Here is a 26,839-nt window from a genome sequence, read left to right as displayed (position 1 = left end):
CGGGGGGTTTTAGTTATGATAAGCAAAGGTAAAGTTATTTTGTGGTTCATAATTTCATGAACTATAATTTTACTAGGGTTTTGTTCTGTGAAATCGAGCGTCGTTCAACGCGACGCGCTGGCGTCAGCGCTTGGGTGTGGAGAACTGATAAGCCATAAGGGAGAATGGTTTTCAGTAACTGTAAAGGAACGATAATACCGGAGTTGTCTGATAGCGGGTTGTCAGATGACACACCACACTAAGAAAAATGGCATATTTACATAAGCTTTACTTTATATTTTATCTTAAGCATTGTTTATGTGGTTATGAGAATATTATTTAAAGTAAAAATCTTACTGATTGAATTTATTAAATTCATTGCGTGGTGACACGAAGTCGGTGCCGTTAATTATTTATATTTCTTGCTCGTAAATGCAGTCTGAACGCCAGTTGATAAGGGTTATCAGTAGCACGAATGGAGTGGAAATTAGGCAGTATGAATGAGTAAAATCTCAGGCCCGGTGGGGGTTTTCCCCGTATGCCGGCATTTAGTCCCCCGCGTTCTATAAGCAGCATCGATAGATCGCATTTCAAAAAGCGATAGAGGTAACGAATCATAAGTAATTTTTTTGCCCTCCACTTATGAGTGGGGTACTGTCATAACAGGCTCCGTCCTTTTTCAACGGCGTCTGAGAAACACACCAGGGTAGTAGTTCGTAAATTAGAATTTAAAAAAGTGAAGAATACACTATGACAACTGCAAATCGTCCGATACTTAATCTCGACCTCGATCTGCTAAGAACCTTTGTTGCGGTTGCTGATTTGAATACTTTCGCAGCGGCGGCTGTCGCCGTTTGCCGTACTCAATCAGCCGTCAGCCAACAAATGCAGCGATTAGAGCAACTGGTCGGCAAAGAACTGTTTGCCCGCCATGGGCGCAACAAACTTCTGACTGAGCATGGTATTCAGCTTCTCGGTTATGCCAGAAAAATCCTGCGCTTTAACGATGAAGCCTGTACCTCTCTGATGTACAACAATATTAAAGGTGTTCTGACCATCGGCGCTTCCGACGACACCGCCGATACCATTCTGCCTTTCCTGCTGAACCGCGTAACCGCCATCTATCCGAAGCTGGCTATTGACGTGCGCGTGAAGCGCAGCACGACGATGGTCGATCTGCTGGAAGAGGGCGAGATCGATCTGGCGGTGACCACGGCCGATCCCGAAGGGCATCCGCACATCGTGCTGCGCACGTCGCCGACGTTGTGGTACTGCGCCGCCGATTACCATTACCAGGCCGGCGAGCCGATCCCGCTGGTGGTGATGGACGAGCCAAGCCCGTTCCGTTCGCTGGCGATCAAGCAGTTGGACGAAGCAGGCATCCCGTGGCGCATCGCCTACGTCGCTTCCACGCTGTCCGCGGTGCGGGCGGCTTGCAAGGCCGGCCTGGGCGTGACCGCGCGGCCGATCGAGATGATGAGCCCTGACCTGCGGGTGCTGGGCGCGGCGGAAGGTTTGCCGCCGTTGCCGGATACCCAGTATGCGCTGTGCAAAAACGCGCAGTGCAGCAACGAGCTGGCGATGGCCATCTTCAGCGCGATGCAGGGCGGCAATGACGGCTATGGCTTCAACGGCGCGGAAGGCGGTCTCCAGAGCGATCAGGATGACGCCAGCCTGGTGGACGAAGAAGAATAACGCTGCGGCGCGATATCTGCTGCGGCGCGATATCTGATGAAAACCTCTGCTTCGGCGGAGGTTTTTTTTTCCTTTTTTTACCTAAAATTGTATTTATATGTATTTGGTTTGTTTTTTAAATTGAGTTGGCTGTTTTGTTAACTTTTAAGCGTTACTGAAAAGAGAGTTTGGCCGGGTTTAATACGCTAAGTTCGTTTTTTGAGCAATAAGATTGAATGGGTTAAAGGCATGGTAATAGCAGGGTTATTTTGTTAGCTTATAGCGGCCGTTTTTGCGGCTCAATTTGAGGAAAATTGTTAAAGGGCCACACTTTTTTTGAGGATTTATGCTGAAAACGTGTCCTGGATCAAAAAAATACCCCTAGGTAGTGAGTGGAAGAACAGGGAATTCCTGAGACAATGGTATAGTAAAACTGAAATGTGCATGTTGGTTTATATCTATCTGTTTCTACACAAAAATTAACTGACACGATTTAGCCTGTCCCTGGCGCATCAAATGTTAATCAAATGATACGTATGTAAACTAGTGTGTAGATACTTTTGTCAAAGTTGACAAAAGGTTATAGAAAGGAGTAAAAAGCCCACAGAAAAACGCTGCCTAACTCGCTGTAAAAGCAGTTTGTTTGTGTGGTTATTTATCCTTCCCTTAAATCGATGTGGCGCACTAACTGCCGGTGACAAGAGCAGTGCGATCGACGCCACTTTTGATGAGTAAGCATAGAGTATGTCAACAACCACTGAAGTTATCGCTCATCACTGGGCGCTCGCCGTATTTCTCGTTGTGGCTATCGGGCTCTGCGGCTTAATGCTGCTGGGCGCGTTCTTCTTGGGCGGGAGAGCCCGGGCGCGCGCCAAACACACCCCGTTTGAATCAGGCATCGACTCGGTCGGCACGGCGCGCATGCGTTTGTCCGCCAAGTTCTACCTGGTGGCCATGTTCTTCGTTATTTTCGACGTTGAAGCCTTATACCTGTATGCCTGGTCGGTCTCGATTCGCGAGAGCGGCTGGGTAGGCTTTATCGAAGCCGCCATTTTCATTTTGGTGCTATTGGCCGGTCTGGTTTATCTGGTGCGCATCGGCGCGTTGGATTGGACTCCGGCGCGTTCCCAACGCCGCAGCAAACCGAGCACGATCACTAACACCAACAGTCATCCGCAGTAACAGCGAGGCATTAAGATGGACTATACGCTCACCCGCATAGACCCGAACGGTGAGAATGACCGTTATCCCCTGCAAAAACAGGAGATCGTCGCCGATCCCCTGGAACAACAGGTCCACCGCACGGTTTACATGGGTAAACTCGAGCATGCGCTGCATGACATGGTGAACTGGGGGCGTAAAAACTCTATTTGGCCGTATAACTTCGGCCTTTCGTGCTGTTACGTGGAGATGGTGACGTCGTTTACCGCCGTTCACGACGTGGCGCGTTTCGGTGCGGAAGTGTTGCGCGCCTCCCCGCGTCAGGCTGACCTGATGGTGGTGGCCGGCACCTGCTTCACCAAGATGGCCCCGGTCATCCAACGCCTGTACGAGCAGATGCTGGAACCCAAGTGGGTGATCTCGATGGGCGCTTGCGCCAACTCCGGCGGCATGTACGACATCTATTCCGTGGTGCAGGGCGTGGACAAGTTCCTGCCGGTCGACGTGTACATTCCCGGCTGCCCACCGCGTCCGGAAGCCTACATGCAAGCGCTGATGCTGCTGCAGGAATCCATCGGCAAAGAACGTCGCCCACTGTCGTGGGTTGTCGGCGATCAGGGCGTTTACCGCGCCAATATGCAGTCTGAAAGAGAGCGTAAACACGGCGAGCGCATCGCGGTGACCAACCTCCGGACGCCTGACGAGATTTAAGACGTTCATTTAACGTCCATCTTAGTGCGCTATTGGTTAACACAGCGAAAAGTGAAACTTGCGGCGAATAACCCTTTAGTGTGGTGAAAAAAAATTATGACAGATTTGACGACGCACGACGCCTTGCCTGCCTGGCAGACCCGAGATCACCTTGACGACCCGGTGATCGGCGAACTGCGCAACCGTTTTGGGCCGGAAGCCTTTACTGTTCAGGCCACCCGCACCGGCATGCCCGTGGTATGGGTTAAACCTGACCAGTTACTGGAAGTAATGACGTTCCTGAGAAAACAGCCGAAGCCGTATGTCATGCTGTTCGATCTGCATGGCGTGGACGAACGTCTTCGCACCCACCGCGACGGCCTGCCCGCTGCGGATTTCTCCGTTTTCTACCATCTGATTTCCATCGAGCGCAACCGCGACATCATGCTGAAGGTGGCGCTGTCTGAAAAAGACCTGCACGTGCCGACGGCCACCAAGGTGTTCCCAAACGCCAACTGGTATGAGCGCGAGACCTGGGAAATGTTCGGCATCACCTTCGACGGCCACCCGCACCTGTCGCGCATCATGATGCCGCAGACCTGGGAAGGGCACCCGCTGCGCAAGGACTACCCGGCGCGCGCCACCGAATTCGATCCTTTCGTGTTGACCAAGCAGAAAGAAGATCTGGAGATGGAAGCGCTGACCTTCAAACCGGAAGACTGGGGCATGAAGCGCGGCACCGAGAACGAAGACTTCATGTTCCTCAACCTCGGCCCGAACCACCCGTCTGCGCACGGTGCGTTCCGCATCATTCTGCAGCTGGACGGCGAAGAGATCGTCGACTGCGTGCCGGATATCGGCTATCACCACCGCGGCGCTGAGAAGATGGGCGAGCGTCAATCCTGGCACAGCTACATTCCGTACACCGACCGCATCGAATACCTCGGCGGCTGCGTGAACGAAATGCCTTACGTGCTGGCGGTTGAAAAGCTGGCCGGCATCAAGGTGCCGGAGCGCGTTGACACCATTCGCGTGATGCTGTCCGAACTGTTCCGCATCAACAGCCACCTGCTGTACATCTCCACCTTCATTCAGGACGTCGGCGCGATGACCCCGGTGTTCTTCGCCTTTACCGACCGCCAGAAGATCTACGATCTGGTGGAAGCGATCACCGGCTTCCGTATGCACCCGGCCTGGTTCCGCATCGGCGGCGTCGCGCACGATCTGCCGCGCGGCTGGGATCGCCTGCTGCGTGAATTCCTCGAATGGATGCCGAAGCGTCTGGATTCCTACGTGAAAGCGGCGCTGAAGAACAGCATTCTGAAAGGCCGTTCCATCGGCGTCGCGTCTTACAACGCCAAAGAAGCGCTGGAATGGGGCGTGACCGGTGCCGGTCTGCGCGCCACCGGCGTCGAGTTCGACGTGCGTAAATGGCGCCCGTACTCCGGCTACGAGAACTTCGACTTCGAAGTGCCGGTCGGCGACGGCAACAGCGATTGCTACACCCGCGTGATGCTGAAGGTGGAAGAGCTGCGCCAGAGCCTGCGCATCCTCGAACAGTGCCTGAACAATATGCCGGAAGGCCCGTTCAAGGCCGATCACCCGCTGACCACGCCGCCGCCGAAAGAGCGCACGCTGCAGCACATTGAAACGCTGATCACCCACTTCCTGCAGGTTTCCTGGGGCCCGGTGATGCCAGCCAACGAATCATTCCAGATGATTGAAGCCACCAAAGGGATCAACAGCTACTACCTGACCAGCGACGGCAGCACCATGAGCTACCGCACCCGGGTACGTACGCCGAGCTTTGCGCACCTGCAGCAGATCCCATCGGTCATCCGAGGCAGCCTGGTTTCCGACCTGATCGTCTATCTGGGTAGTATCGATTTTGTAATGTCAGATGTGGACCGCTAACTATGGACTCTCAAAAAGACAATCACGCAGTCAACGATGCGCTCGAGCCCATCAATGCAGCCGCTCCTCAGAGCGGCGTTGATGCATTTGTACTGAGCGCGGAAGAACGTGATGCGATCGAGCACGAAAAGCACCATTACGAGGATCCGCGCGCCGCTTCCATCGAAGCACTGAAAATTGTGCAGAAGCAGCGCGGCTGGGTTCCGGACGGTGCGATTTACGCCATCGCGGAAGTGCTGGGCATCCCCGCCAGCGACGTAGAAGGCGTGGCCACGTTCTACAGCCAGATTTTCCGTCAGCCAGTAGGACGTCACGTGATCCGTTATTGTGACAGCGTTGTTTGTCACATCACCGGTTACCAGGGCATTCAGGCCGCTATCGAGAAGAAGCTGAACATCAAACCGGGTCAAACCACCTTTGATGGCCGCTTCACGCTGCTGCCGACCTGCTGTCTGGGCAACTGCGATAAAGGGCCGACCATGATGATTGATGACGACACGCACAGTCAGCTGAAGCCTGAAGATATCGAGACGCTACTGGAGCAGTATCAATGACCAAGCACATTGTACGCACTCCCGAAACGCATCCGCTGACCTGGCGTCTGCGCGATGACAAGCAGCCGCTGTGGCTGGACGAATACCGCAGCAAAAACGGCTATGCCGGCGCAGAGAAGGCCCTCAAAGGCCTGGCCCCGGACGAGATCGTCGGCCTGGTGAAAGATTCCGGGCTGAAGGGCCGCGGCGGCGCGGGCTTCTCCACCGGTTTGAAGTGGAGCCTGATGCCGAAGGACGAATCCATGAACATCCGTTACCTGCTGTGTAACGCCGATGAGATGGAGCCGGGCACCTATAAAGACCGCCTGCTGATGGAGCAGCTGCCGCACCTGCTGGTGGAAGGCATGCTGATCTCCGCGTTCGCGCTGAAAGCCTATCGCGGGTACATCTTCCTGCGCGGCGAGTACATCGAAGCGGCGGCGCACCTGCGTCGCGCCATCGCGGAAGCCACCGAAGCCGGCTATCTGGGCAAGAACATTCTCGGCACCGGGTTTGATTTCGAGCTGATCGTGCACACCGGCGCCGGCCGTTACATCTGCGGCGAAGAAACCGCGCTGATCAACTCGCTGGAAGGCCGCCGCGCCAACCCGCGTTCCAAGCCGCCATTCCCGGCCAGCGCCGGCGTCTGGGGCAAGCCGACTTGCGTCAACAACGTCGAAACGCTGTGCAACGTGCCGGCCATTTTGGCGAACGGCGTGGAGTGGTACACCGGCATCTCCGGCAGTGAAGACAAAGGCACCAAGCTGATGGGCTTCTCCGGCCGGGTGAAAAATCCGGGCGTCTGGGAGCTGCCGTTCGGCACCACCGCGCGCGAAATCCTGGAAGATTACGCCGGCGGCATGCGCGACGGTCTGCGTTTCAAAGCCTGGCAGCCGGGCGGCGCGGGCACCGACTTCCTGACCGCCGATCACCTCGATCTGCCGATGGAATACGGCGCGATCGGCAAAGCCGGCAGCCGTCTCGGCACCGCGTTGGCGATGGCGGTAGACCACGAGATCGGCATGGTGCCGCTGGTGCGCAACCTGGAAGAGTTCTTCGCCCGCGAGTCCTGCGGCTGGTGTACGCCATGCCGCGATGGCCTGCCGTGGAGCGTGAAGATCCTGCGTGCGTTGGAAAACGGCGAAGGGCAGCCGGGGGATATCGAAACCCTCGAACAGCTGTGCCGTTCCCTCGGCCCGGGCAAAACCTTCTGCGCCCACGCGCCAGGTGCCGTAGAGCCACTGCAAAGCGCGATTAAATATTTCCGTGAAGAGTTCGAGGCGGGTATCGCCGTGCAGCACTTCGGCAACGCGCATGCGATTGGCGGCATTCAGCCGAACAATCTGCTGAAGCAACGCTGGTAAGCCGACTCGCCCGAACACGGCCAGAATTTTTGATTAACGCCTGCCGCAAGGCAGGCCACTTGGAAGCATGCTGACTATGGCTACGATTCATGTAGACGGCAAAGAGTATGAGGTAGACGGAGCGGACAACCTGCTGCAGGCTTGTCTCTCCCTCGGCCTTGATATTCCTTACTTTTGCTGGCATCCGGCGCTGGGAAGCGTCGGCGCTTGCCGCCAATGTGCGGTAAAGCAATACCAAAACGCGGAAGATACGCGCGGCCGTTTGGTGATGTCCTGTATGACCCCGGCATCCGATGGCACCTTCATCTCCATCGATGACGGCGAAGCGAAGCAGTTCCGTGAAAGCGTGGTCGAGTGGTTGATGACCAACCACCCGCACGATTGCCCGGTCTGTGAGGAAGGCGGTAACTGTCACCTGCAGGATATGACGGTAATGACCGGCCACAGCTTCCGTCGCTACCGCTTCACCAAGCGCACCCACAACAACCAGGAGCTGGGGCCGTTTATCTCGCACGAGATGAACCGCTGCATCGCCTGCTATCGCTGCGTGCGTTACTACAAAGACTATGCGGACGGCACCGACTTCGGCGTGTACGGCGCGCACGACAACGTCTACTTCGGTCGCCCGGAAAGCGGCACGCTGGAAAGCGAGTTCTCCGGCAACCTGGTGGAAGTGTGCCCGACCGGCGTCTTCACCGACAAAACGCACTCCGAACGCTACAACCGTAAATGGGACATGCAGTTCGCGCCGAGCATTTGCCAGCAGTGCAGCATCGGCTGTAACACCAGCCCGGGCGAGCGCTATGGCGAGCTGCGCCGTATCGAAAACCGTTACAACGGCAGCGTGAACCACTACTTCCTGTGCGACCGCGGCCGTTTCGGTTACGGCTACGTCAACCAGAAAGATCGTCCGCGTCAACCGCAGCAGCTGCGCGGCGACGACTGGATCACCCTGAACGCCGAGCAGGCGATGCAGGGCGCGGCGGACATCCTGCGTCAGGCGAAGAAAACCATCGGCATCGGCTCCCCGCGCGCCAGCCTGGAAAGCAACTTCGCGCTGCGCGAGCTGGTCGGCACCGAGAACTACTACACCGGTATCGCTCAGGCGGAGCAATCACGCCTGGCGCTGATGCTGAACGTGCTGAAGAACGGCGGCGTTCATACGCCGGCGCTGCGTGAGATCGAAGATTACGACGCGGTGCTGGTGCTGGGCGAAGACCTGACGCAAACCGGCGCGCGCATCGCGCTGTCCGTGCGTCAGGCCGTCAAGGGTAAAGCCCGCGCGATGGCGGCGGCGCAGCGCGTTGCCGACTGGCAGATCGCGGCGGTGCAGAACATCGGCCAGCACGCCAAGTACCCGCTGTTCACCACCAACGTCGACAACACCCGCCTGGACGACATCGCCGCCTGGAACTACCGCGCGCCGGTAGACGAGCAGGCGCGCTTCGGCTTCGCCATCGCGCACGCGCTGGATAGCGCAGCGCCGGCGGTGAACGATCTGGCCGATGGCCTGAACAAGAAAGTCGACATCATCGTGCAGGCGCTGACCGGCGCACGCAAACCGCTGATCATTACCGGCAGCAACGCCGGCAGCGAAGCCATCATCGAAGCGGCGGCCAACATCGCCAAAGCGTTGAAGGGCCGCGGTTCCGACGTCGGCATCACCTTCGTGGCGGGCGCCGCCAACAGCATGGGCCTGGCGATGATCGGCGGCGGTTCGCTCGATCAGGCGCTGGAACAGCTGGCGAGCGGCGCAGCCGATACCGCCATCGTGATGGAAAACGATCTCTATCGCCATGCGCCGGCGGCGCAGGTGGACGCAGCGTTGGCTAAGGTCAGCAACCTGATCGTCGCCGATCACCAGCGCACCGCGATCATGGACAAAGCCAACCTGATCCTCTCCTCGGCCAGCTTTGCCGAGAGCGACGGTACGCTGATCAACCAGGAAGGCCGCGCGCAGCGCTTCTTCCAGGTATACGATCCGGCTTACTACGACGACGCCAAGAAGAATCAGTTCACTGTGATGCTGGAAAGCTGGCGCTGGATGCACTCGCTGCACTCCACCTACACCAGCCGCCATGTGGACTGGACTCAGCTCGATGACGTGATCGCCGCTTGCGTCGCCGCGTTGCCGCAGCTGCAGGGCATCGTCGATGCCGCGCCGGACGCGACTTTCCGCATTCGCGGTCAGAAGCTGGCGCGTTCGCCGCACCGTTCCAGCGGCCGTACCGCCATGCGCGCCAACATCAGCGTGCACGAGCCGCGTCAGCCGCAGGATAAAGACACCATGTTCGCCTTCTCGATGGAAGGGAACAACAGCCCGCTGGCCGATCGTCAGCAGATCCCGTTCGCTTGGGCGCCAGGCTGGAACTCACCGCAGGCATGGAACAAGTTCCAGGCCGAAGTGGGCGGCAAACTGCGCCACGGCGATCCGGGCGTGCGCCTGATCGAAGCGGGGGAGGGCAGCCTCGGTTACTTCGACCGCGTACCAGCCGCCTTCAATCCGAACGACGGCTGGCGTGTCGCGCCTTACTACCACCTGTTCGGCAGCGATGAAATGTCGCAGCGCTCTCACGTGATCCAGCAGCGCATGCCGGAAGCCTACGTGATGGTCAACCCGGCCGACGCGGCGACGCTTGGCGTCAACGCGGGCAGCCTGGTGGAGTTCAGCTGTGCGGGCCAGACCTTGCGTCTGCCGGTGCGTCTGAGTGAAACCCTGACCCAGGGCCAGGTTGGTTTGCCGCTCGGCTTGCCAGGGATCCCGCCGATTCTGGTGGGTGCTAAGGTAGACAATCTGCGGGAGGCGGCACGATGAGCTGGTTTATCCCTGAGGTGATCGACATTCTGATCGCCGTTCTTAAAGCGGTCGTGATCCTGTTGGTGGTCGTGGCGTGCGGGGCGTTCATGAGCTTCGGCGAACGCCGCCTGCTCGGCCTGTTCCAGAACCGTTACGGACCGAACCGCGTAGGCTGGGGCGGCTCGCTGCAGCTGGTCGCCGACATGATCAAAATGTTCTTCAAGGAAGACTGGGTGCCGAGATTCTCCGACCGGGTGATCTTCACCCTGGCGCCGATGATCGCCTTTACTTCCCTGTTGCTGGCATTTGCCATCGTACCGGTCAGCCCGACCTGGGCGGTGTCCGATCTCAACATCGGTATTCTGTTCTTCCTGATGATGGCCGGCCTGGCGGTGTACGCCGTGCTGTTCGCCGGCTGGTCGAGCAACAACAAATACTCGCTGTTGGGCGCGATGCGTGCCTCCGCGCAAACCCTGAGCTACGAAGTGTTCATCGGCCTGTCGCTGATGGGCGTGGTGATGCAGGCGGGTTCGTTCAACATGCAGGCTATCGTTGAATCGCAGGCGCACGTCTGGAACGTCATTCCGCAGTTCTTCGGCTTCGTGACCTTCGCGATCGCCGGCGTGGCGGTGTGTCACCGTCACCCGTTTGACCAGCCGGAAGCCGAACAGGAACTGGCTGACGGTTACCACATCGAATATTCCGGCATGAAGTTCGGTCTGTTCTTCGTGGGGGAATACATCGGTATCGTCACCGTGTCCGCCCTGATTGTGACGTTGTTCTTCGGCGGCTGGCAGGGTCCGTTCCTGCCGCCATTCATCTGGTTCGCGTTGAAAACGGCCTTCTTCATGATGATGTTCATCCTGATCCGCGCCGCGCTGCCGCGTCCGCGTTATGACCAGGTGATGTCTTTCGGCTGGAAAGTGTGCCTGCCGCTGACGCTGCTGAACCTGCTGGCAACCGCCGCGGTCATTTTGTACAACGCTCAATAAGGGGTGAATAAACCATGACATTGAAAGAGTTAGTGGTTGGTTTCGGCACCCAGGTGCGCAGCATTTGGATGATTGGCATGCATGCCTTCGCCAAGCGTGAAACCCAGATGTACCCGGAAGAACCGGTTTACCTGCCGCCGCGCTACCGCGGCCGCATCGTGCTGACGCGCGATCCGGACGGCGAAGAGCGCTGCGTCGCCTGTAACCTGTGTGCGGTTGCCTGCCCGGTCGGCTGTATCTCGCTGCAAAAAGCGGAACAGAAAGACGGCCGTTGGTATCCGGAGTTCTTCCGCATCAACTTCTCGCGCTGCATTTTCTGTGGCCTGTGCGAAGAGGCTTGCCCGACTACCGCTATCCAGCTGACGCCGGATTTCGAACTGGGTGAGTACAAGCGTCAGGATCTGGTGTACGAAAAAGAAGATCTGTTGATCTCGGGGCCGGGTAAATATCCGGAATATAACTTCTACCGGATGGCCGGTATGGCGATTGACGGCAAAGCCAAAGGCGAAGCCGAAAACGAAGCCAAACCGATCGACGTCAAAGGTCTGTTGCCCTAAGGAGCCAGCAAGCATGGAAATTGCATTTTATCTGGCAGGTTTGATTGCGGTGGCCGCGACGATTCGCGTGATCACCCATACCAACCCTGTGCATGCGCTGCTGTATCTGATCGTCTCGTTATTGGCGATCTCGGCAGTCTTCTTCTCTCTCGGCGCCTACTTTGCCGCCGCGTTGGAAATCATCGTTTATGCGGGCGCCATCATGGTGCTGTTCGTGTTCGTGGTGATGATGCTGAACCTCGGCAACGTGCAGCAGCAAGAGCGCGACTGGATGAAGCCGACGGTGTGGATCGGGCCTGGCCTGCTGTCGCTGGCGCTGCTGGTGGTATTGATCGTCGCGATCCGCAGCGTATCCGATCAGGGTATCAGCGGTGAGATGGTCGACGCGAAGGCGGTGGGCATCAGCCTGTTCGGGCCTTACGTACTGGCGGTTGAGCTGGCTTCAATGCTGCTGTTGGCGGGTTTGGTTGTCGCCTTCCATATCGGCCGCGAACACAAGCCTGGCGAGGTGCTGAGCAACGCGCCGGCGAGTGGCGAAATGGCGAGAAGAAAATCGGAGGAGCAAGCATGATCCCTCTTCAACACGGCCTGATCCTGGCGGCTATCCTGTTTGTGCTCGGGCTGACCGGGCTGCTGGTGCGCCGCAACCTGCTGTTTATGCTGATCAGCCTGGAAGTGATGATCAACGCTGCGGCGTTGGCGTTTATCGTGGCGGGAAGCTACTGGGGCCAGGCGGACGGACAGGTGATGTACATCCTGGCGATCAGCCTGGCGGCAGCCGAGGCCAGTATCGGCCTGGCGCTGCTGCTGCAGCTCTACCGTCGTCGTCATACCCTGAATATTGATACTGTCAGTGAGATGCGCGGATGAACCTATTATATTTAACAATTCTGCTACCGCTGATCGGGTTCCTGCTGTTGGCATTTTCCCGCGGTCGTTGGTCTGAAAACACGGCGGCCACCGTCGGCGTGGGTTCTATCGGCCTGGCTGCGCTGGTCACGGTCTATGTGGCGATGGATTTCTTCGCCCAGAAAGCCGCCGGCGTGCAGCTGTTCGAGCAAAGCCTGTGGACCTGGATGGCCGTCGGCAACTTCAATATCGGCGTGACCCTGGTGCTGGACGGCCTGTCGCTGACCATGCTGTCGGTGGTCACCGGCGTCGGCTTCTTCATCCACATGTTCGCTTCCTGGTACATGCGCGGTGAAGAGGGCTATTCGCGCTTCTTCGCTTACACCAACCTGTTTATCGCCAGCATGGTGGTATTGGTGCTGGCGGACAACCTGCTGTTGATGTACCTGGGTTGGGAAGGCGTGGGCCTGTGCAGCTACCTGTTGATCGGTTTCTACTACAAAGATCCGGCCAACGGCGCGGCGGCGATGAAAGCCTTTATCGTGACCCGCGTGGGCGACGTGTTCCTGGCGTTCGCGCTGTTCATCCTCTACAACGAGCTGGGCACGCTGAACATCCGCGAGCTGATGATCCTGGCGCCGCAGAAACTGGCGGTGGGCGACACAGCCATCACCTGGGCGACCCTGATGCTGCTGGGCGGCGCGGTCGGTAAATCGGCGCAGCTGCCGTTGCAAACCTGGTTGGCGGACGCGATGGCGGGCCCAACCCCGGTTTCCGCACTGATCCACGCGGCGACCATGGTGACCGCGGGCGTCTATCTGATCGCCCGCACGCACGGCCTGTTCCTGATGGCGCCGGAAGTGCTGCACCTGGTGGGCATCGTCGGTGCGGTCACTCTGCTGCTGGCCGGCTTCGCCGCGCTGGTGCAGACCGACATCAAGCGCGTGCTCGCTTACTCCACCATGAGCCAGATCGGTTACATGTTCCTGGCGCTGGGCGTGCAGGCATGGGACGCGGCGATCTTCCACCTGATGACCCACGCGTTCTTCAAGGCGCTGCTGTTCCTGTCATCCGGTTCGGTGATCCTGGCTTGCCACCACGAGCAAAACATCTTCAAGATGGGCGGCCTGCGCAAGAGCATCCCGCTGGTGTACGTCTGCTTCCTGGTGGGTGGCGCGGCGCTGTCTGCGTTGCCGCTGGTCACGGCCGGCTTCTTCAGTAAGGACGAGATCCTGGCGGGCGCGATGGCCAACGGCCACATCAACCTGATGGTTGCCGGCCTGGTCGGTGCGTTCATGACCTCGCTGTACACCTTCCGTATGATTTTCATCGTGTTCCATGGCGAAGAGAAAATCAAAGCGCATGCCGGTAAAGGCATCACTCACCACTTGCCACTGCTGGTTCTGCTGGTGCTGTCCACCTTCGTCGGCGCGATGATCGTGCCGCCGTTGCAGGGCGTGCTGCCGGAGACCACCGAGCTGGCGCACGGCAGCGTGCTGCGGCTTGAAATCACCTCCGGCGTGGTGGCTATCGTCGGCATTCTGCTGGCGGCCGCGCTGTGGCTGGGCAAACGCAGCCTGGTCAACAGCATCGCCAACAGCGCGCCGGGTCGTTTCTTCTCGACCTGGTGGTTCCATGCCTGGGGCTTCGACTGGCTGTATGACAAAGTGTTCGTCAAGCCGTACCTGGGCATTGCGAAGCTGCTGCAACGCGATCCGCTGAACTCGCTGATGAACCTGCCGGCCGTCTTCTCCCGCTGGGGGAACCGCGGTCTAACGGTGAGCGAGAACGGTCAGGTGCGTTGGTATATAGCGTCTATGGGTGTGGGTGCAGTGGTCGTATTGGCTCTGTTGATTTTGGTTTAATTGAATAATTTAAACAGACGCATTTTTCGGGCGTAGCGCCGGGCAGGCGCTACGTACAAAGTTTGAAATTATTCGTATAAGGGACACAAAACGCCATGCTATTACCTTGGCTAATTCTTATCCCCTTTATCGGCGGTCTGCTGTGCTGGCAGCTTGAGCGCTTCGGTACTAAGGTGCCGCGCTGGATAGCGCTGATCGCAATGGGGCTGACGTTGGCGCTCTCTCTGCAGCTGTGGATGCAGGGCGGCTATACATTGACCACGCCGAAAGGCATTCCGCAGTGGCAGAGCGAATTCCTGCTGCCGTGGATCCCGCGCTTCGGCATCTCCATCCACCTGGCGCTGGACGGTCTGTCGCTGCTGATGGTGGTGTTGACCGGTCTGCTGGGCGTGCTGGCGATCCTCTGTTCCTGGCGTGAAATCCAGAAGTATCAGGGCTTCTTCCACCTCAACCTGCTGTGGATCCTGGGCGGCGTTATCGGCGTGTTCCTCGCCATCGACATGTTCCTGTTCTTCTTCTTCTGGGAAATGATGTTGGTGCCGATGTACTTCCTGATCGCGCTGTGGGGTCACAAGGCGTCGGACGGTAAAACCCGCATCACCGCGGCGACCAAGTTCTTCATCTACACCCAGGCCAGCGGTCTGGTGATGCTGATTGCGATCCTGGGCCTGGTGTTCGTGCACTACAACGCCACCGGCGTGTGGACCTTCGATTACGAAGACCTGCTGCAAACGCCGATGTCCCACAACGTGCAATATATGCTGATGCTGGGCTTCTTCATCGCCTTCGCGGTGAAAATGCCGGTGGTGCCGCTGCACGGCTGGTTGCCGGATGCGCACAGCCAGGCGCCAACCGCAGGTTCCGTCGACCTGGCGGGCATCTTGCTGAAAACCGCGGCCTACGGCCTGCTGCGTTTCAGTCTGCCGCTGTTCCCTGAGGCTTCGCACGAGTTCGCGCCAATCGCCATGTGGCTGGGCGTGATCGGCATCTTCTACGGCGCCTGGATGGCGTTCGCGCAAACCGACATCAAGCGCCTTATCGCTTACACCTCGGTATCGCACATGGGCTTCGTGCTGATCGCCATCTACACCGGCAGCCAGCTGGCTTACCAGGGCGCGGTTATCCAGATGATCGCGCACGGCCTGTCCGCCGCCGGCATGTTTATCATCTGCGGCCAGCTGTATGAACGTCTGCATACGCGCGACATGCGTCAGATGGGCGGCCTGTGGGGGCGCATCAAGTTCATCCCTGCGCTGTCGCTGTTCTTCGCCGTGGCTACGCTGGGGATGCCGGGTACCGGTAACTTCGTCGGCGAATTCATGATTCTGTTCGGCAGCTACCAGGTGGTGCCGGTGATCACCGTGATCTCCACCTTCGGTCTGGTGTTCGCTTCGGTTTACTCGCTGATCATGATGCAGCGCGCTTACTACGGTGCGCCTAAATCCGACCAGCCGCTGCAGGGCATGACCGCGCGCGAACTGTTCATCATTCTGCTGCTGGTGGTGTTGCTGGTTCTGCTGGGGGTTTACCCGCAGCCGATTCTGGATACTTCCAATGCGGCGATGAGCAACGTGCAACACTGGTTTGGTTCGTCAGTTTCAGCAATTTCAACAACAAGGCCGTAATTCGCCATGACAATAACTCCTCAACAACTGATCGCACTGCTGCCGCTGTTGATCGTCGGATTGACGGTGGTGGTTGTGATGCTAGGCATTGCGTGGCGACGCGACCACTTTATCAACGCCACCCTGACCGTGATCGGTCTCAACCTGGCGCTGCTTTCGCTGTACTTTGTCGGCCAGGCAGGCCCAATGGACGTCACCCCGCTGCTGCGGGTTGACGGCTACTCGATGTTCTACACCGGGCTGGTGCTGCTGGCGAGTCTGGCGACCTGCACCTTCGCGTATCCGTGGCTGGTCGGCTATCCGGATAACCGCGAAGAGTTCTACCTGCTGGTGCTGATCGCCGCCATGGGCGGCATCCTGCTGGCGAGCGCCAACCATCTGGCTTCGCTGTTCATCGGTATCGAGCTGATCTCGCTGCCGCTGTTCGGCCTGGTGGGCTACGCCTACCGCCAGAAGCGCCCGCTGGAAGCCGCCATCAAGTACATGCTGCTGTCCGCCGCCGCGTCGTCGTTCCTGCTGTTCGGCATGGCGCTGCTGTACGCCGAATCCGGCGATTTGTCGCTGGCCGGCCTCGGCAAGAGCCTGCAGGAAAACATGATGCACCAGCCGCTGATCCTGGCCGGCATGGGCATGATGATCGTCGGTCTGGGCTTCAAGCTGTCGCTGGTGCCGTTCCAACTGTGGACGCCGGACGTTTATCAGGGCGCGCCTGCGCCGGTCTCGACCTTCCTGGCGACCGCCAGCAAGATCGCGATCTTTGCGGTCGTGATGCGTCTGTTCCTGTATGCCCCGGCCGCCGACAACGAAGCGCTGCGCATGGTATTGTCGATCATCGCGTTCTGCTCCATCTTGTTCGGTAACCTGATGGCCATCAGCCAGACCAACATCAAGCGTCTGCTGGGCTACTCGTCGATCGCTCATCTGGGCTACCTGCTGGTGGCGCTGATTGCGGTGCAAACCCATCAACTGTCGCTGGAAACCGCCGGCGTTTATCTGGCCGGTTACCTGTTCAGCAGCCTGGGCGCCTTCGGCGTGGTCAGCCTGATGTCCAGCCCATACCGCGGCCCGGATGCGGATTCGCTGTTCTCTTACCGTGGTCTGTTCTGGCACAAGCCAATCTTGTCCGCGGTAATGACGGTGATGATGCTGTCGCTGGCCGGTATCCCGATGACGCTGGGCTTTATCGGTAAGTTCTTCGTGATCGCGATGGGCGTCAGCGCGCACCTGTGGTGGCTGACCGGCGCAGTCGTGGTAGGCAGCGCCATCGGCCTGTACTACTACCTGCGCGTGACCGTCAGTCTGTTCCTCAGCGCGCCGGAATCGCTGCAGCGCGACACCCCGAACAACTGGGCGTTGACTGCCGGTGGCGTCGTGGTGCTGATCTCAGCCGCGCTGGTGCTGCTGTTGGGGGTTTATCCTCAGCCGCTGATTTCGCTGGTGCAGATGGCTCAGCCGACGTTCTGATAACGCTTCTGACGGTAAAAAGGTCGCTTCGGCGGCCTTTTTTTATGGAGAAACGGCACTCAGTCGTAATGGGCGCTAAACGACGTTTCCAGCGCCTGCACCACCGCGCGCACGCGAGCGGCGCGTTGCAAATCGGGGTGCAGCACCAGCCAGATATCCACCCAGTCTTTGCTCTCGGGAAAGAGGCGCACCAGTTCCGGGTCGTGGTCGGCCAGGCACGACAAGAGCAGCCCGATGCCCAGCCCGCTGCGGGTGGCCGAACGTAACAACAGCTGCGAATTGCATTGCAGCACGGCGTTGGGCTCGTACAGGGTCTCGCCGCCGAAATTGCTCCAGTGGCGCGGCACCAGTTCGCGCGGGAACATCAGCAGATCGTGGCCGCGCAGCTGCTCGCCTTTGACCGGCATGCCGCGCCGCGTCAGATAGTGCGGGCTGGCGTACAGGCCCATTTCGATAGTGGCTAAGCGTTTGATGATCAGCTCATCGTTATCGGGGCGGGCGCCGCGGATCGCCAGATCCGCGCTGTGGTAAGCGATATCGGTGATGTTCAGCGCCGTCAACAGCGTGACGGTGATGGCCGGATAGCGTTGCCGCAGATCTTGCAGCGCCGGTATCACGAAGGCTTCGGCCAGGGTATCGGTGGTGGCGATGCGCACGTTGCCGCACAGGCTTTCGTCGCCGCCGGCGGCTTTGCGAGCGATCGCCTGCACGGCATTTTCCATCTTCATCATGTCCGCCAGCATGGATTCGCCCAGCGGGCTGAGGGAGAAGGATTTTGGCGTGCGGATAAACAATTTCGAACCCAGCGAGTTTTCCAGGGCGGTGAGACGTCGGCCGACGGTCGCTTGATCAACCTGCAGCTGGTTGGCGGCTTTACGTAACGTGCCGCAGCGTGCGACGGCCAGAAAGAAGCGCGCGTCATCCCAATTCATCATGCCATTTCCTCTCTGCAGATTTGTCGGCGCCAGGGGAGCAGTGCGGGCCGGGCGAACGATACCGGTATCTATCATAAAGCGTTGTTCCGTCTGGAGGGAGAGAAAGACGGTCAACGGCACGCACATCGGCGGTTATTTCTCCGGTGATGCAAGAATGCATCAGGGTGATTCATTCTTGACGATACTTCGCCCGTCGCCGTAACGCTATGATAAGCGCCGTTCCCGGCAGACCGGGTGAGGAAAGACGACGATGGCAGGCCGCCGCCTGCCGACTTTGGGAGTGGAAGCATGTCAGAAAATACCGCCATCCAGGACGCGGCGCCAGCAAACGCACAGGCGTCGCGCACGGCCATTTTACTGTTCCTGGCGCTGGCTTTGATGTCGGCATTGCTGAACAGCAGCGCGCCGACGCCGCTTTATCCGCTGTATCAGCAGCAGCTTGCGCTAAGCTCGGTCAGTCTGACCGTCATCTACGGCGCCTATGCCGCCGGCGTGCTGATCTCTTTGTTCGGCGTCGGCAATCTGGCCGGCAAAGTAAAGGATTTACGCAGCATGATCGTGCCGGCGTTGCTGGTGGTGTTGAGCGGCGCGCTGCTGTTCGCGCTGGCTGATACCTTTGCCATGATGCTGATGGCACGGCTGCTGGCCGGGGTAGGCACCGGGGCGCTGACCGGCGCGGCGAACATCGCGTTGGTGCGGTTTGGGCCGCGCGACGGCGGTAAAAGCGCGGCGTTAATCGCAACGCTGTCATTCACCACCGGATTAGCGCTGGGGCCGATCTTCAGCGGCATCGCTTTGCAGACCGGTTTTCATCCTACGACGCTGCCGTTCGTTTTCATCATGGCCATTGCCGCCATGGCGGCGTTGGGCGTCATGCTGCTGTGGCCGCGTGGCCAGGTTGCGTCGCCGGCCCGCGCTGTGCCGGCCGAACAGGAAAAAAGCACGCTGCTCGATGGCCTGCGCGCTACCGGCGGTAAATTCTTTGTGTGCGCCGGCGCGCTGTTTGTCTGTTGGGCGCTGGCCGCCAGTATTTTGGCAATCGGCCCCGGCGTGGCGGAAACGCTGTTAGGCATGCACCAGCGTGGCGTCTTTGGCTATGCGATTGCGGTGTATCTGCTGATCGCCGGCATCAGCCAGATCCTGAGCCGCCGCGTTAACGCCCGTCATTCGCTGTTGTTCGGTTGCCTGGCGCAGGTGCTGGCGGCAGTGGTGTTCGCCATGGCGATCCAGTGGCATTCTCTGGGGCTGGCGGCGGTGGGGCTGGTGGTGGCCGGCTATGCTTACGGCGCCATTTTCGTCGGCAGCGCGACCCTGGTGAACTTGATTTCGCCGCCGACCAGCCATGCGCGTTTGCTTTCTCTGTTTTACGTTATCGCTTATATCGCCAACTGGGTGCCGATCTTGCTGGGCGTGGTGGTCGATCGCGTCGATCTGCAGCAGGCGACCCATTTGCTGTTCTTGAGCAGCAGCGCAGTGTGCCTGTTGCTGGCATGGAAAACGTCCCGGGTGGGGTTCCCTTGCTAATTATTTTGTGATTAATATCTATTTTTTATAATTAATTATTCTTTAATTACATTTATGATGTGATTTGTATCGCATAAATTGGCCTGTTTTCGGGTAAACTGCGCGCTTTCTTTTTGCTGCAGGTCACTTTATGAACGTTCTTTTCGCCATTGCCGTCACCACCGGGATCCTGTCCGGCGTTTGGGGATGGGTTGCCGTCAGTCTGGGCCTGATCGGTTGGGCCGGTTTTCTCGGCTGCACGGCCTATTTCGCCTGCCCGCAGGGCGGCCTGAAAGGGCTGTTGATCGGCGCGTTGACCTGCTGCAGCGGCGTTTTCTGGGCAATGGTCATCATCCACGGCAGCGAACTGGCGCCGCAATGGAATTTGCTGGGGTATCTGCTGACCGGCGCCGTGGCGTTCTTGATGTGCATACAGGCCAAACAGCAATGGCTGGGGTTCGTGCCCGGCACCTTTATCGGCGCCTGTGCGACCTTCGCCGGCGGCGGCGACTGGCCGCTGGTGACGCTCTCTTTGCTGGTGGGCCTGCTATTCGGCTATGCGATGAAAAACAGCGGGCTGTGGTGGGCGGCGCGCAGCGAAAAAGCCCGCGCCGCACAGCCGGTCAGCCGGCATGCCGGCTCAAACGGTGCCGCCGAGTGAGAGGCGGTAGTGCAGATCGAGACGCTCGGCGCAGGGCTCGCCCGCGATCCGCTGCAGCAACAGTTCACTGGCGGCCTTACCCATCTCAAAGCGCGGCGTGATCACGCTGGCGATGCCCGGCGTGGTCGCCTGGCCGATATCCAGACCGTGAAAACCCGATAGCGCAACCTCCTGCGGCACGCGCACGCCGAGACGCAGGCAGGCCTGCAACACGCCTACCGCCAAATCGTCGTTGGTGCACAGGATACCGTCCAACTGCGGGTAGCGTTCGCGCGCCATTGCCAGCATGTCGGCGCCGATCGAAACCGATGAGACCCGATGCGGCGTGATCTGGCGCGGCGTTTGCCCCTGAGCCGCCATGGCGCGGCAGTAACCCTGGTAACGTTTAATGTCGCGGGCGTCGGACATGGCGCCAAAGTAAACGATATGGCGTTTGCCGCTGGCCAGCAGCGCGGCGGTCATGTCATACCCCGCCTGTTCATTGTCAAATCCCACCGCGATCCGCCCCGGCGGCGCGTCGAGATCCATCACCTGCGCGATGGGAATTTTCGCGGCGGCGAGATAGGTCTCAGCGCGCAAGGTGTGCGCCGAATCGGTGAGGATTAGCCCGGCGATTGGATAAGCCAGCAGCTGTGCAATCTGCTCTTCTTCCCGCTGCGGGCTGTAATCGTAGTTCACCACCAGCGTTTGATAACCCCGCGCCTGGGTGACGGATTCGATGCCGGCCAGCAGATCGGCGAAAATCTGGTTATTGAAAGAGGGGATCAACACGCCGATGCGCGGTTTTCTGCCGGCCTGTGCGGTATCGGCGTCAGTGATGTTCAGCTCCCGCATGACCTGCGCAATGCGTTCAGCGGTGTCGGCCGCCACTTTGTCCGGCGTGCGCAGAAAACGGCTGACGGTCATTTTGGTCACGCCGGCCAATTGCGCGATGTCCTGTAGCGTTACGCGGGGGTGTTTCATTCGGTAGCCTTAACGGGCGGCGCGGCAAGGGTGGATAGCGGTATGTTAACAAATCGATTTGGTGATAACAATGCATGCGATTTTATTGAAAGTGGCTATTTTTCAATTGGATAGATTGGCTTTGTTCTCTCGCTGTCTGCGTGAGTTCACGTTAAGGGTAACAGGGTTTCGTAACATTATTTTCAGTGATTTTCATCACGTTTTTACCGGTAACAATCGGCTGAGATAGAGGCCTGTCCGATTGGAGGCCTGAAGGCCGGGAATCACCATGAACAACCTGTTTTCTCTGGATAACAAAACCGTCTTGATCACCGGCGCCTCGCGCGGCATCGGTTTTCTGCTGGCGCGTGGCCTGGCGCAGCAAGGCGCGCATATTCTGGTCAACGCCACCACCGAAGAACATGCCCGGCACGCCGCCGATCGCCTGCGCGAAGAGGGGCTGCGCGCCGACGCGGCGGCGTTCGACGTCACCGACTCTCAGGCGGTGCATGCCGCCATCGGCCGTATCGAAACGGACATCGGCGCGATAGACGTGTTGATCAACAACGCCGGCATCCAGCGCCGTCATCCCTTCACCGAGTTCCCGGAGCAAGACTGGGACGACATCATCGCCGTCAACCAGAAGGCGGTCTTCATCGTGTCGCAGACCGTGGCCCGTTACATGGTGCCGCGCCGGCGCGGCAAGATAGTCAATATCGGCTCGATGCAAAGCGAGCTGGGGCGGGACACCATCACCCCTTACGCGGCGTCCAAAGGGGCGGTGAAAATGCTGACGCGCGGCATGTGCGTGGAGTTGGCGCGTTACAACATTCAGGTCAACGGCATTGCCCCCGGCTATTTCAAAACCGAGATGACACAGGCGTTGGCCGACGACCCGGCCTTTACCGCCTGGCTAACCCAGCGCACGCCCGCCGCGCGTTGGGGGGATCCGCAGGAGCTGATCGGCGCGGCGGTGTTCCTGGCCGCCGACGCTTCCAGCTTCGTCAACGGGCAGCTGCTGTTTGTCGATGGCGGCATGTCCGCCGCGGTGTAATCCCTCTTTCGTGGAGTGTTGAGATGAAAATTCAAACCCAGTCCTGCATGGTTAACGGCAAACGAGACGTGGCGGTGATCGCGCAAGAAGTGAATTATCAGGGGCAGGGCACGCTGGTGAAAATCCGCCGCGGCGGCATCTGCGGCTCGGATCTGCATTACTTTCAGGAAGGGAAGGTCGGCAATTTTCAGGTACGCCAGCCGATGGTGCTGGGCCACGAGGCGATCGGCGAGGTGGTCGCCAGCGATTCGCCGCAGCTGGCGATCGGGCAGAAGGTGGCGCTCAATCCCAGCAAACCCTGCGGGCAGTGCAAATATTGTCTGGCGCAGCAAAGCAATCAGTGCGTCGAGATGCGCTTTTTCGGCAGCGCGATGTATTTCCCGCACGTCGACGGCGCTTTCACCCAATACAAGGTGGTGGATAGCGCGCAGTGCATTCCTTACGCCGCCGATCGCGACGACAGGGTGATGGTATTCGCCGAACCGCTGGCGGTGGCGATCCACGCGGCGAAACAGCCCGGCGCGGTGAAGGGTAAAACGGTTTTCGTGTCCGGCGTCGGCCCGATCGGCTGTTTGCTGGTGGCGGCGCTGAAAGCGCTGGGCGCCGCCGAGATCGTCTGCGCCGATCTCAGCCCGCGCTGTCTGGCGCTCGCCGGCCAGATGGGGGCGGATCGCTGTCTGCATGCCGCAGACGACGATTTCAGCGTATATCAGCAACACAAAGGCTATTTCGACATCGCTTTCGAGGCAGCAGGGCATCCGACGTCGCTGCAGCGCTGCCTGGAAGTCACGCGCGCCAAGGGCACCGTCGTGCAGGTCGGGATGGGCGGCAGCTTCCCTGATTTCCCGCTGATGCTGTTGATCGCCAAGGAGTTGAATCTGCTCGGCTCCTTCCGCTTCGTGGAGGAATTCGCGCTGGCGGTGGCCTGGCTGGCCGGCGATGTGGTCGATCCGCTGCCGCTGCTGTCGGCGGAGTTCGCCGGGGACCAACTGGCGCAGGCGCTGGAGTTTGCCGGCGACAAGCGCCAGGCCGCCAAGGTGCAATTAGTGTTTTAGGGTAAAAGTCCGATGGCCGCAGGTGACGATCGTTGTCTATAGTGTAGGAACGCTTAATTTTTCAACCACGGAGATCTCACGATGGCAAGACATACGGATGCTGAGCAAACTACGCTGGATGACGATCTGAGAATGCTGACCGAAACGCTGGAAGAAGTGTTGCAATACAGCGGCGATCGCGCGGATCAGGCCTACATCGACATCAAGTCGCACGCCGAGCAGGCGCTGAGTGAGGTCAAGGCGCGCTGGGTGAACACCGGCGAATCCTACTATGCTCGCGCCAAAGAAGCGGTGCACCGCACCGACGACTATGTGCGGGATAAACCCTGGCACAGCGTGGGCATCGGCGCCACCGTCGGGCTGGTGCTGGGGCTGCTGCTGGCCCGCAAATAAATCACGCCCCAGGGGCGGCGCAAGCCGCCTCGTTCTTTTCTGCAGACTGTGTGCTTCATCCCGCTGTTTCTCCGATAGTTCTTCCATATCCCGCCTATACTTTCCGCTAGCCGCCGCAGGCGGGGCGCTATTCCCCTGTTTTTTGTGCGGACGAATTGAGGCCATGTCGCCGCAGGTGTAAAGTGTTTGTGTATTTATTGTTTGTTTTTTGTTCTAAATCAAATAATTATCTGGTGTAAACACCCAGGGATATACGGCGTTTTTGCGCTGGCGCAAAAGCCGTGAAAATAACACCTCATATAATACAGAGCGTAACTACAGGCGCGGCGTCCGTCGGCTGCGCCGGGGACGATCTCTGCTAACTGACTTGTGAGCGAACTATGTCGACAAGTGTTTTTAATCGCCGGTGGGCGGCTGTGCTGCTCGAGGCGCTGGCCCGCCATGGGGTGCGGCATGTTTGTATCGCTCCGGGATCGCGCTCCACGCCGTTGACGCTGGCCGCTGCGGCCAACCGATCTTTTATCTGTCATACCCACTTTGATGAACGCGGGCTTGGCCATTTGGCGCTTGGGCTGGCGAAGGCGGCGCGTGAGCCGGTAGCGGTGATTGTCACGTCCGGCACCGCGGCGGCGAACCTTTACCCGGCTTTAATCGAGGCCGGCCTGACCGGTGAGCGGCTGGTGTTTCTCACCGCCGATCGGCCGCCGGAACTGATCGACTGCGGCGCCAATCAGGCGATCCGTCAAAACGGCCTCTACAGCAGCCACCCGACGTTGGCGATCGATCTGCCGCGTCCTACGCCGGATATTCCGGCCGCGTGGCTGGCCTCCAGCGTCGACAGCGCGATGGCGCGCCTGCAGCACGGCGCGTTGCATATCAACTGCCCGTTCGCCGAACCGCTGTACGGCGGCGATGAACGTCTGTATGCCGATTGGTCCGCCGCGCTGGGCGACTGGTGGCAGAGCGATCGGCCTTGGCTGCAGGAAAGCGAGACGCGTGCGGCGCCGTCGCCGCAGCCGGACTGGTTCTTCTGGCGGCAAAAACGCGGCGTGGTGCTGGCCGGCCGCATGAGCGCGGAAGAGGGCGCACAGGTGGCCGACTGGGCTGAGACGCTGGGCTGGCCGCTGATCGGCGATGTGCTGTCGCAGACCGGGCAACCGCTGCCCTGCGCCGATTTATGGCTCGCTCATCCGCAGGCACAGCGCGTGTTGCAAGACGCGCAGCTGGTGGTGCAGTTCGGCGACAGTCTGACCGGTAAACGCTTGCTGCAGTGGCAGGCGCAGTGTCGGCCGGAAGAGTATTGGGTTATCGACGAGCTGCCGGGGCGGCTCGATCCAGCCCAGCACCGGGGGCGGCGTCTGCGTGCCGGGGTGGCGCAGTGGTTGGCGCAGCATCCGGCGCAACCGCGCGCGCCGTGGGCCGCCGGGCTGGCGGCCTTGGCGGATAAGGCGCTGACGGCGGCGTCCACGCATCTGCACGATAACTTTGGCGAAGCGCAGCTGGCGCACCGCCTGCCGGAACTGCTGCCGGAGAACGGCCAGCTGTTTCTCGGCAACAGCCTGGTGGTGCGACTGATCGACGCGTTAACGACGCTGCCTGTCGCTTACCCGGTATTCAGCAACCGCGGCGCCAGCGGCATCGACGGTCTGATTTCCACCGCCGCCGGCGTACAGCGCGCCACCGCCAGGCCGACGTTGGCGGTGGTGGGCGACCTTTCCGCGTTGTATGACCTCAATGCGCTGGCGTTGTTGCGCCACTGTTCGGCGCCGACGGTGCTGATCGTCGTCAATAACAACGGCGGCCAAATTTTCTCGCTGTTGCCGACGCCGGACGAGGAGCGCCAACGCTTTTACTGCATGCCGCAGAACGTCGAGTTCAGCCACGCGGCGGCGATGTTCCAGCTTGGCTACGCGCGGCCGGAAAACTGGCGCCAACTGCAACAGGCGGTTGAGCAAGGCTGGCGGCGCGGCGGCGCCACGCTGATAGAACTGCAGGTGTCGCCGAGCGCAGGGGCCGAAAGCCTGCAATACCTGGTGCAACAGATGGCGGTGCAATGATGCTGGCGACGCGAATTTTGCAACAGGGCGAAGCGGGGCGTCCGTGGCTGGTATGGCTGCACGGCCTGCTGGGCAACAACAATGAATGGCGGGTGATCGCCGCGCGTTGCCCGGAATGGCCGTCGCTGGCCATCGATCTGCCCGGCCACGGCGATTCCGTGGCGGTGAGCTGCCGCGGCTTCGACGACATCAGCGCGCAAATCGCCGCGACCCTGCAACTGCGCAATATTGAACGTTATTGGTTGGTGGGCTACTCGCTCGGCGGGCGCATCGCCATGTATCACGCTTGCCACGGCCGCCATGACGGCCTGCAAGGCGTGATCGTCGAGGGCGGCAACCCGGGGCTTGAGGACGAACAACAGCGCCGCGATCGTTGCGAGCAGGATGCGCGATGGGCGGCGCGTTTTCGCAGTGAGCCGATTGCCGAAGTCCTGGCGGACTGGTATCAGCAGCCGGTGTTCAAAGAGCTTAGCCATGTGCACCGCCAGGCGCTGATCGCCGCGCGTTCGGTCAACAGCGGCCCGGCGATTGCCGACATGCTCGAAGCCACCTCGCTCGGGAGACAGCCTTATCTGGCGCCGCAGCTGCGCCAACTGACCGTGCCGCTGCGGGTGCTGTGCGGTGAGAACGACCCCAAATTTCAACGGCTGGCGCGCGACGCCGGGTTGCCGTTGCGCATCGTGCCGCAGGCCGGCCACAACGCGCATCTGGCCAATCCGCAGGATTTCGTCGCCGAGCTGCAGACCTTTCTCGTTAACCCTGGTTAAAGGAACCG

The 26,839-nt window shown here is 59.7% G+C and carries 23 protein-coding genes; 21 read left to right on the top strand and 2 right to left on the bottom strand.

Translation table 11 applies throughout. The features are described from left to right. Positions 1 to 729: 729 nt before the first annotated feature. The 14 genes from lrhA (at position 730) to nuoN (ending at position 17,464) form a co-directional block, all read left to right on the top strand. Positions 730 to 1,674, top strand: a complete 945-nt coding sequence (gene lrhA / locus ACJ8IP_RS08665; protein ID WP_033643860.1) for a transcriptional regulator LrhA — start codon at positions 730 to 732, stop codon at positions 1,672 to 1,674. 723 nt (positions 1,675 to 2,397) lie between these two features. Next, a complete protein-coding gene (gene nuoA, locus ACJ8IP_RS08660; RefSeq protein ID WP_004936040.1) occupies positions 2,398 to 2,835 on the top strand; it encodes an NADH-quinone oxidoreductase subunit NuoA in 438 nt (145 codons plus the stop codon). 15 nt (positions 2,836 to 2,850) lie between these two features. Further along, a complete protein-coding gene (locus ACJ8IP_RS08655) occupies positions 2,851 to 3,525 on the top strand; it encodes a NuoB/complex I 20 kDa subunit family protein (RefSeq protein ID WP_004936039.1) in 675 nt (224 codons plus the stop codon). A 96-nt stretch (positions 3,526 to 3,621) separates the two neighbouring features. Then, positions 3,622 to 5,418 carry an NADH-quinone oxidoreductase subunit C/D gene (nuoC, locus tag ACJ8IP_RS08650; RefSeq protein ID WP_033651942.1) on the top strand — a complete coding sequence of 599 codons (1,797 nt, stop codon included), beginning with the start codon at positions 3,622 to 3,624 and terminating at the stop codon, positions 5,416 to 5,418. 2 nt (positions 5,419 to 5,420) lie between these two features. Next, positions 5,421 to 5,972, top strand: a complete 552-nt coding sequence (nuoE, locus tag ACJ8IP_RS08645; protein WP_033651941.1) for an NADH-quinone oxidoreductase subunit NuoE — start codon at positions 5,421 to 5,423, stop codon at positions 5,970 to 5,972. Beyond that, complete coding sequence (nuoF, locus tag ACJ8IP_RS08640) at positions 5,969 to 7,315, top strand: NADH-quinone oxidoreductase subunit NuoF (RefSeq protein ID WP_015378579.1); 1,347 nt, start codon at positions 5,969 to 5,971, stop codon at positions 7,313 to 7,315. Before nuoE ends, nuoF begins: the two co-directional genes overlap by 4 nt. Before the next feature lie 76 nt (positions 7,316 to 7,391). After that, positions 7,392 to 10,130 carry an NADH-quinone oxidoreductase subunit NuoG gene (nuoG, locus tag ACJ8IP_RS08635; RefSeq protein WP_084587990.1) on the top strand — a complete coding sequence of 913 codons (2,739 nt, stop codon included), beginning with the start codon at positions 7,392 to 7,394 and terminating at the stop codon, positions 10,128 to 10,130. Next, positions 10,127 to 11,104, top strand: a complete 978-nt coding sequence (nuoH, locus tag ACJ8IP_RS08630; RefSeq protein ID WP_442524369.1) for an NADH-quinone oxidoreductase subunit NuoH — start codon at positions 10,127 to 10,129, stop codon at positions 11,102 to 11,104. The genes nuoG and nuoH overlap by 4 nt, the downstream gene beginning before the upstream one ends. A gap of 14 nt (positions 11,105 to 11,118) precedes the next feature. Then, positions 11,119 to 11,661, top strand: coding sequence for an NADH-quinone oxidoreductase subunit NuoI (gene nuoI, locus ACJ8IP_RS08625; RefSeq protein WP_025160170.1), 543 nt, complete (start codon positions 11,119 to 11,121; stop codon positions 11,659 to 11,661). Positions 11,662 to 11,674: 13 nt separating this feature from the next. Continuing rightward, positions 11,675 to 12,232 (top strand): NADH-quinone oxidoreductase subunit J, encoded by a 558-nt coding sequence (gene nuoJ / locus ACJ8IP_RS08620; protein ID WP_019453717.1) that lies wholly within the window; start codon positions 11,675 to 11,677, stop codon positions 12,230 to 12,232. After that, positions 12,229 to 12,531 carry an NADH-quinone oxidoreductase subunit NuoK gene (nuoK, locus tag ACJ8IP_RS08615; protein ID WP_004936014.1) on the top strand — a complete coding sequence of 101 codons (303 nt, stop codon included), beginning with the start codon at positions 12,229 to 12,231 and terminating at the stop codon, positions 12,529 to 12,531. The genes nuoJ and nuoK overlap by 4 nt, the downstream gene beginning before the upstream one ends. Then, a complete protein-coding gene (nuoL, locus tag ACJ8IP_RS08610) occupies positions 12,528 to 14,375 on the top strand; it encodes an NADH-quinone oxidoreductase subunit L (RefSeq protein ID WP_004936005.1) in 1,848 nt (615 codons plus the stop codon). The genes nuoK and nuoL overlap by 4 nt, the downstream gene beginning before the upstream one ends. A gap of 95 nt (positions 14,376 to 14,470) precedes the next feature. Next, on the top strand, positions 14,471 to 16,000 hold the full coding sequence (gene nuoM / locus ACJ8IP_RS08605; RefSeq protein WP_033643857.1) for an NADH-quinone oxidoreductase subunit M: 1,530 nt from the start codon (positions 14,471 to 14,473) through the stop codon (positions 15,998 to 16,000). Between the two features lie 6 nt (positions 16,001 to 16,006). Next, entirely contained in the window at positions 16,007 to 17,464 is a 1,458-nt protein-coding gene (nuoN, locus tag ACJ8IP_RS08600; RefSeq protein ID WP_033635324.1) for an NADH-quinone oxidoreductase subunit NuoN, read from the top strand. Between the two features lie 59 nt (positions 17,465 to 17,523). Here nuoN and ACJ8IP_RS08595 read toward each other — a convergent pair whose 3' ends face one another. Beyond that, on the bottom strand, positions 17,524 to 18,399 hold the full coding sequence (locus tag ACJ8IP_RS08595; protein WP_033643856.1) for a LysR family transcriptional regulator: 876 nt from the start codon (positions 18,397 to 18,399) through the stop codon (positions 17,524 to 17,526). 288 nt (positions 18,400 to 18,687) lie between these two features. On the opposite strand from ACJ8IP_RS08595, the gene ACJ8IP_RS08590 reads away from it, so the two are divergent. Beyond that, positions 18,688 to 19,923: an MFS transporter gene (locus ACJ8IP_RS08590; RefSeq protein ID WP_042785096.1), complete on the top strand. Its 1,236-nt coding sequence runs from the start codon at positions 18,688 to 18,690 to the stop codon at positions 19,921 to 19,923. A gap of 130 nt (positions 19,924 to 20,053) precedes the next feature. Then, complete coding sequence (locus ACJ8IP_RS08585; RefSeq protein ID WP_033643854.1) at positions 20,054 to 20,563, top strand: DUF1097 domain-containing protein; 510 nt, start codon at positions 20,054 to 20,056, stop codon at positions 20,561 to 20,563. On the opposite strand, the gene ACJ8IP_RS08580 is transcribed toward ACJ8IP_RS08585, so the two are convergent. Further along, complete coding sequence (locus tag ACJ8IP_RS08580; protein WP_033643853.1) at positions 20,543 to 21,526, bottom strand: LacI family DNA-binding transcriptional regulator; 984 nt, start codon at positions 21,524 to 21,526, stop codon at positions 20,543 to 20,545. The genes ACJ8IP_RS08585 and ACJ8IP_RS08580 overlap by 21 nt on opposite strands. Before the next feature lie 268 nt (positions 21,527 to 21,794). Here ACJ8IP_RS08580 and idnO point away from each other — a divergent pair, with 268 nt between their 5' ends. The 5 genes from idnO to menH all read left to right on the top strand — a co-directional run bounded on the left by idnO (position 21,795) and on the right by menH (position 26,831). After that, positions 21,795 to 22,559 carry a gluconate 5-dehydrogenase gene (gene idnO, locus ACJ8IP_RS08575; RefSeq protein ID WP_033643852.1) on the top strand — a complete coding sequence of 255 codons (765 nt, stop codon included), beginning with the start codon at positions 21,795 to 21,797 and terminating at the stop codon, positions 22,557 to 22,559. 23 nt (positions 22,560 to 22,582) lie between these two features. After that, positions 22,583 to 23,614, top strand: coding sequence for an L-idonate 5-dehydrogenase (gene idnD, locus ACJ8IP_RS08570; RefSeq protein WP_033643851.1), 1,032 nt, complete (start codon positions 22,583 to 22,585; stop codon positions 23,612 to 23,614). A gap of 81 nt (positions 23,615 to 23,695) precedes the next feature. Next, positions 23,696 to 24,007 (top strand): stress response protein ElaB, encoded by a 312-nt coding sequence (elaB, locus tag ACJ8IP_RS08565; RefSeq protein ID WP_033643850.1) that lies wholly within the window; start codon positions 23,696 to 23,698, stop codon positions 24,005 to 24,007. Between the two features lie 380 nt (positions 24,008 to 24,387). Beyond that, on the top strand, positions 24,388 to 26,064 hold the full coding sequence (menD, locus tag ACJ8IP_RS08560; RefSeq protein WP_164107149.1) for a 2-succinyl-5-enolpyruvyl-6-hydroxy-3-cyclohexene-1-carboxylic-acid synthase: 1,677 nt from the start codon (positions 24,388 to 24,390) through the stop codon (positions 26,062 to 26,064). Beyond that, positions 26,061 to 26,831 (top strand): 2-succinyl-6-hydroxy-2,4-cyclohexadiene-1-carboxylate synthase, encoded by a 771-nt coding sequence (gene menH, locus ACJ8IP_RS08555; RefSeq protein WP_033643848.1) that lies wholly within the window; start codon positions 26,061 to 26,063, stop codon positions 26,829 to 26,831. Before menD ends, menH begins: the two co-directional genes overlap by 4 nt. The last annotated feature ends 8 nt before the right edge of the window (positions 26,832 to 26,839 follow it).

The organism is Serratia sp. CY52157 (genome assembly GCF_052168495.1).
GTDB lineage: Bacteria > Pseudomonadota > Gammaproteobacteria > Enterobacterales > Enterobacteriaceae > Serratia > Serratia ureilytica.
Note: the sequence above shows the minus strand (reverse complement) of the source record. Positions and strands in the feature narration are given on the sequence as shown.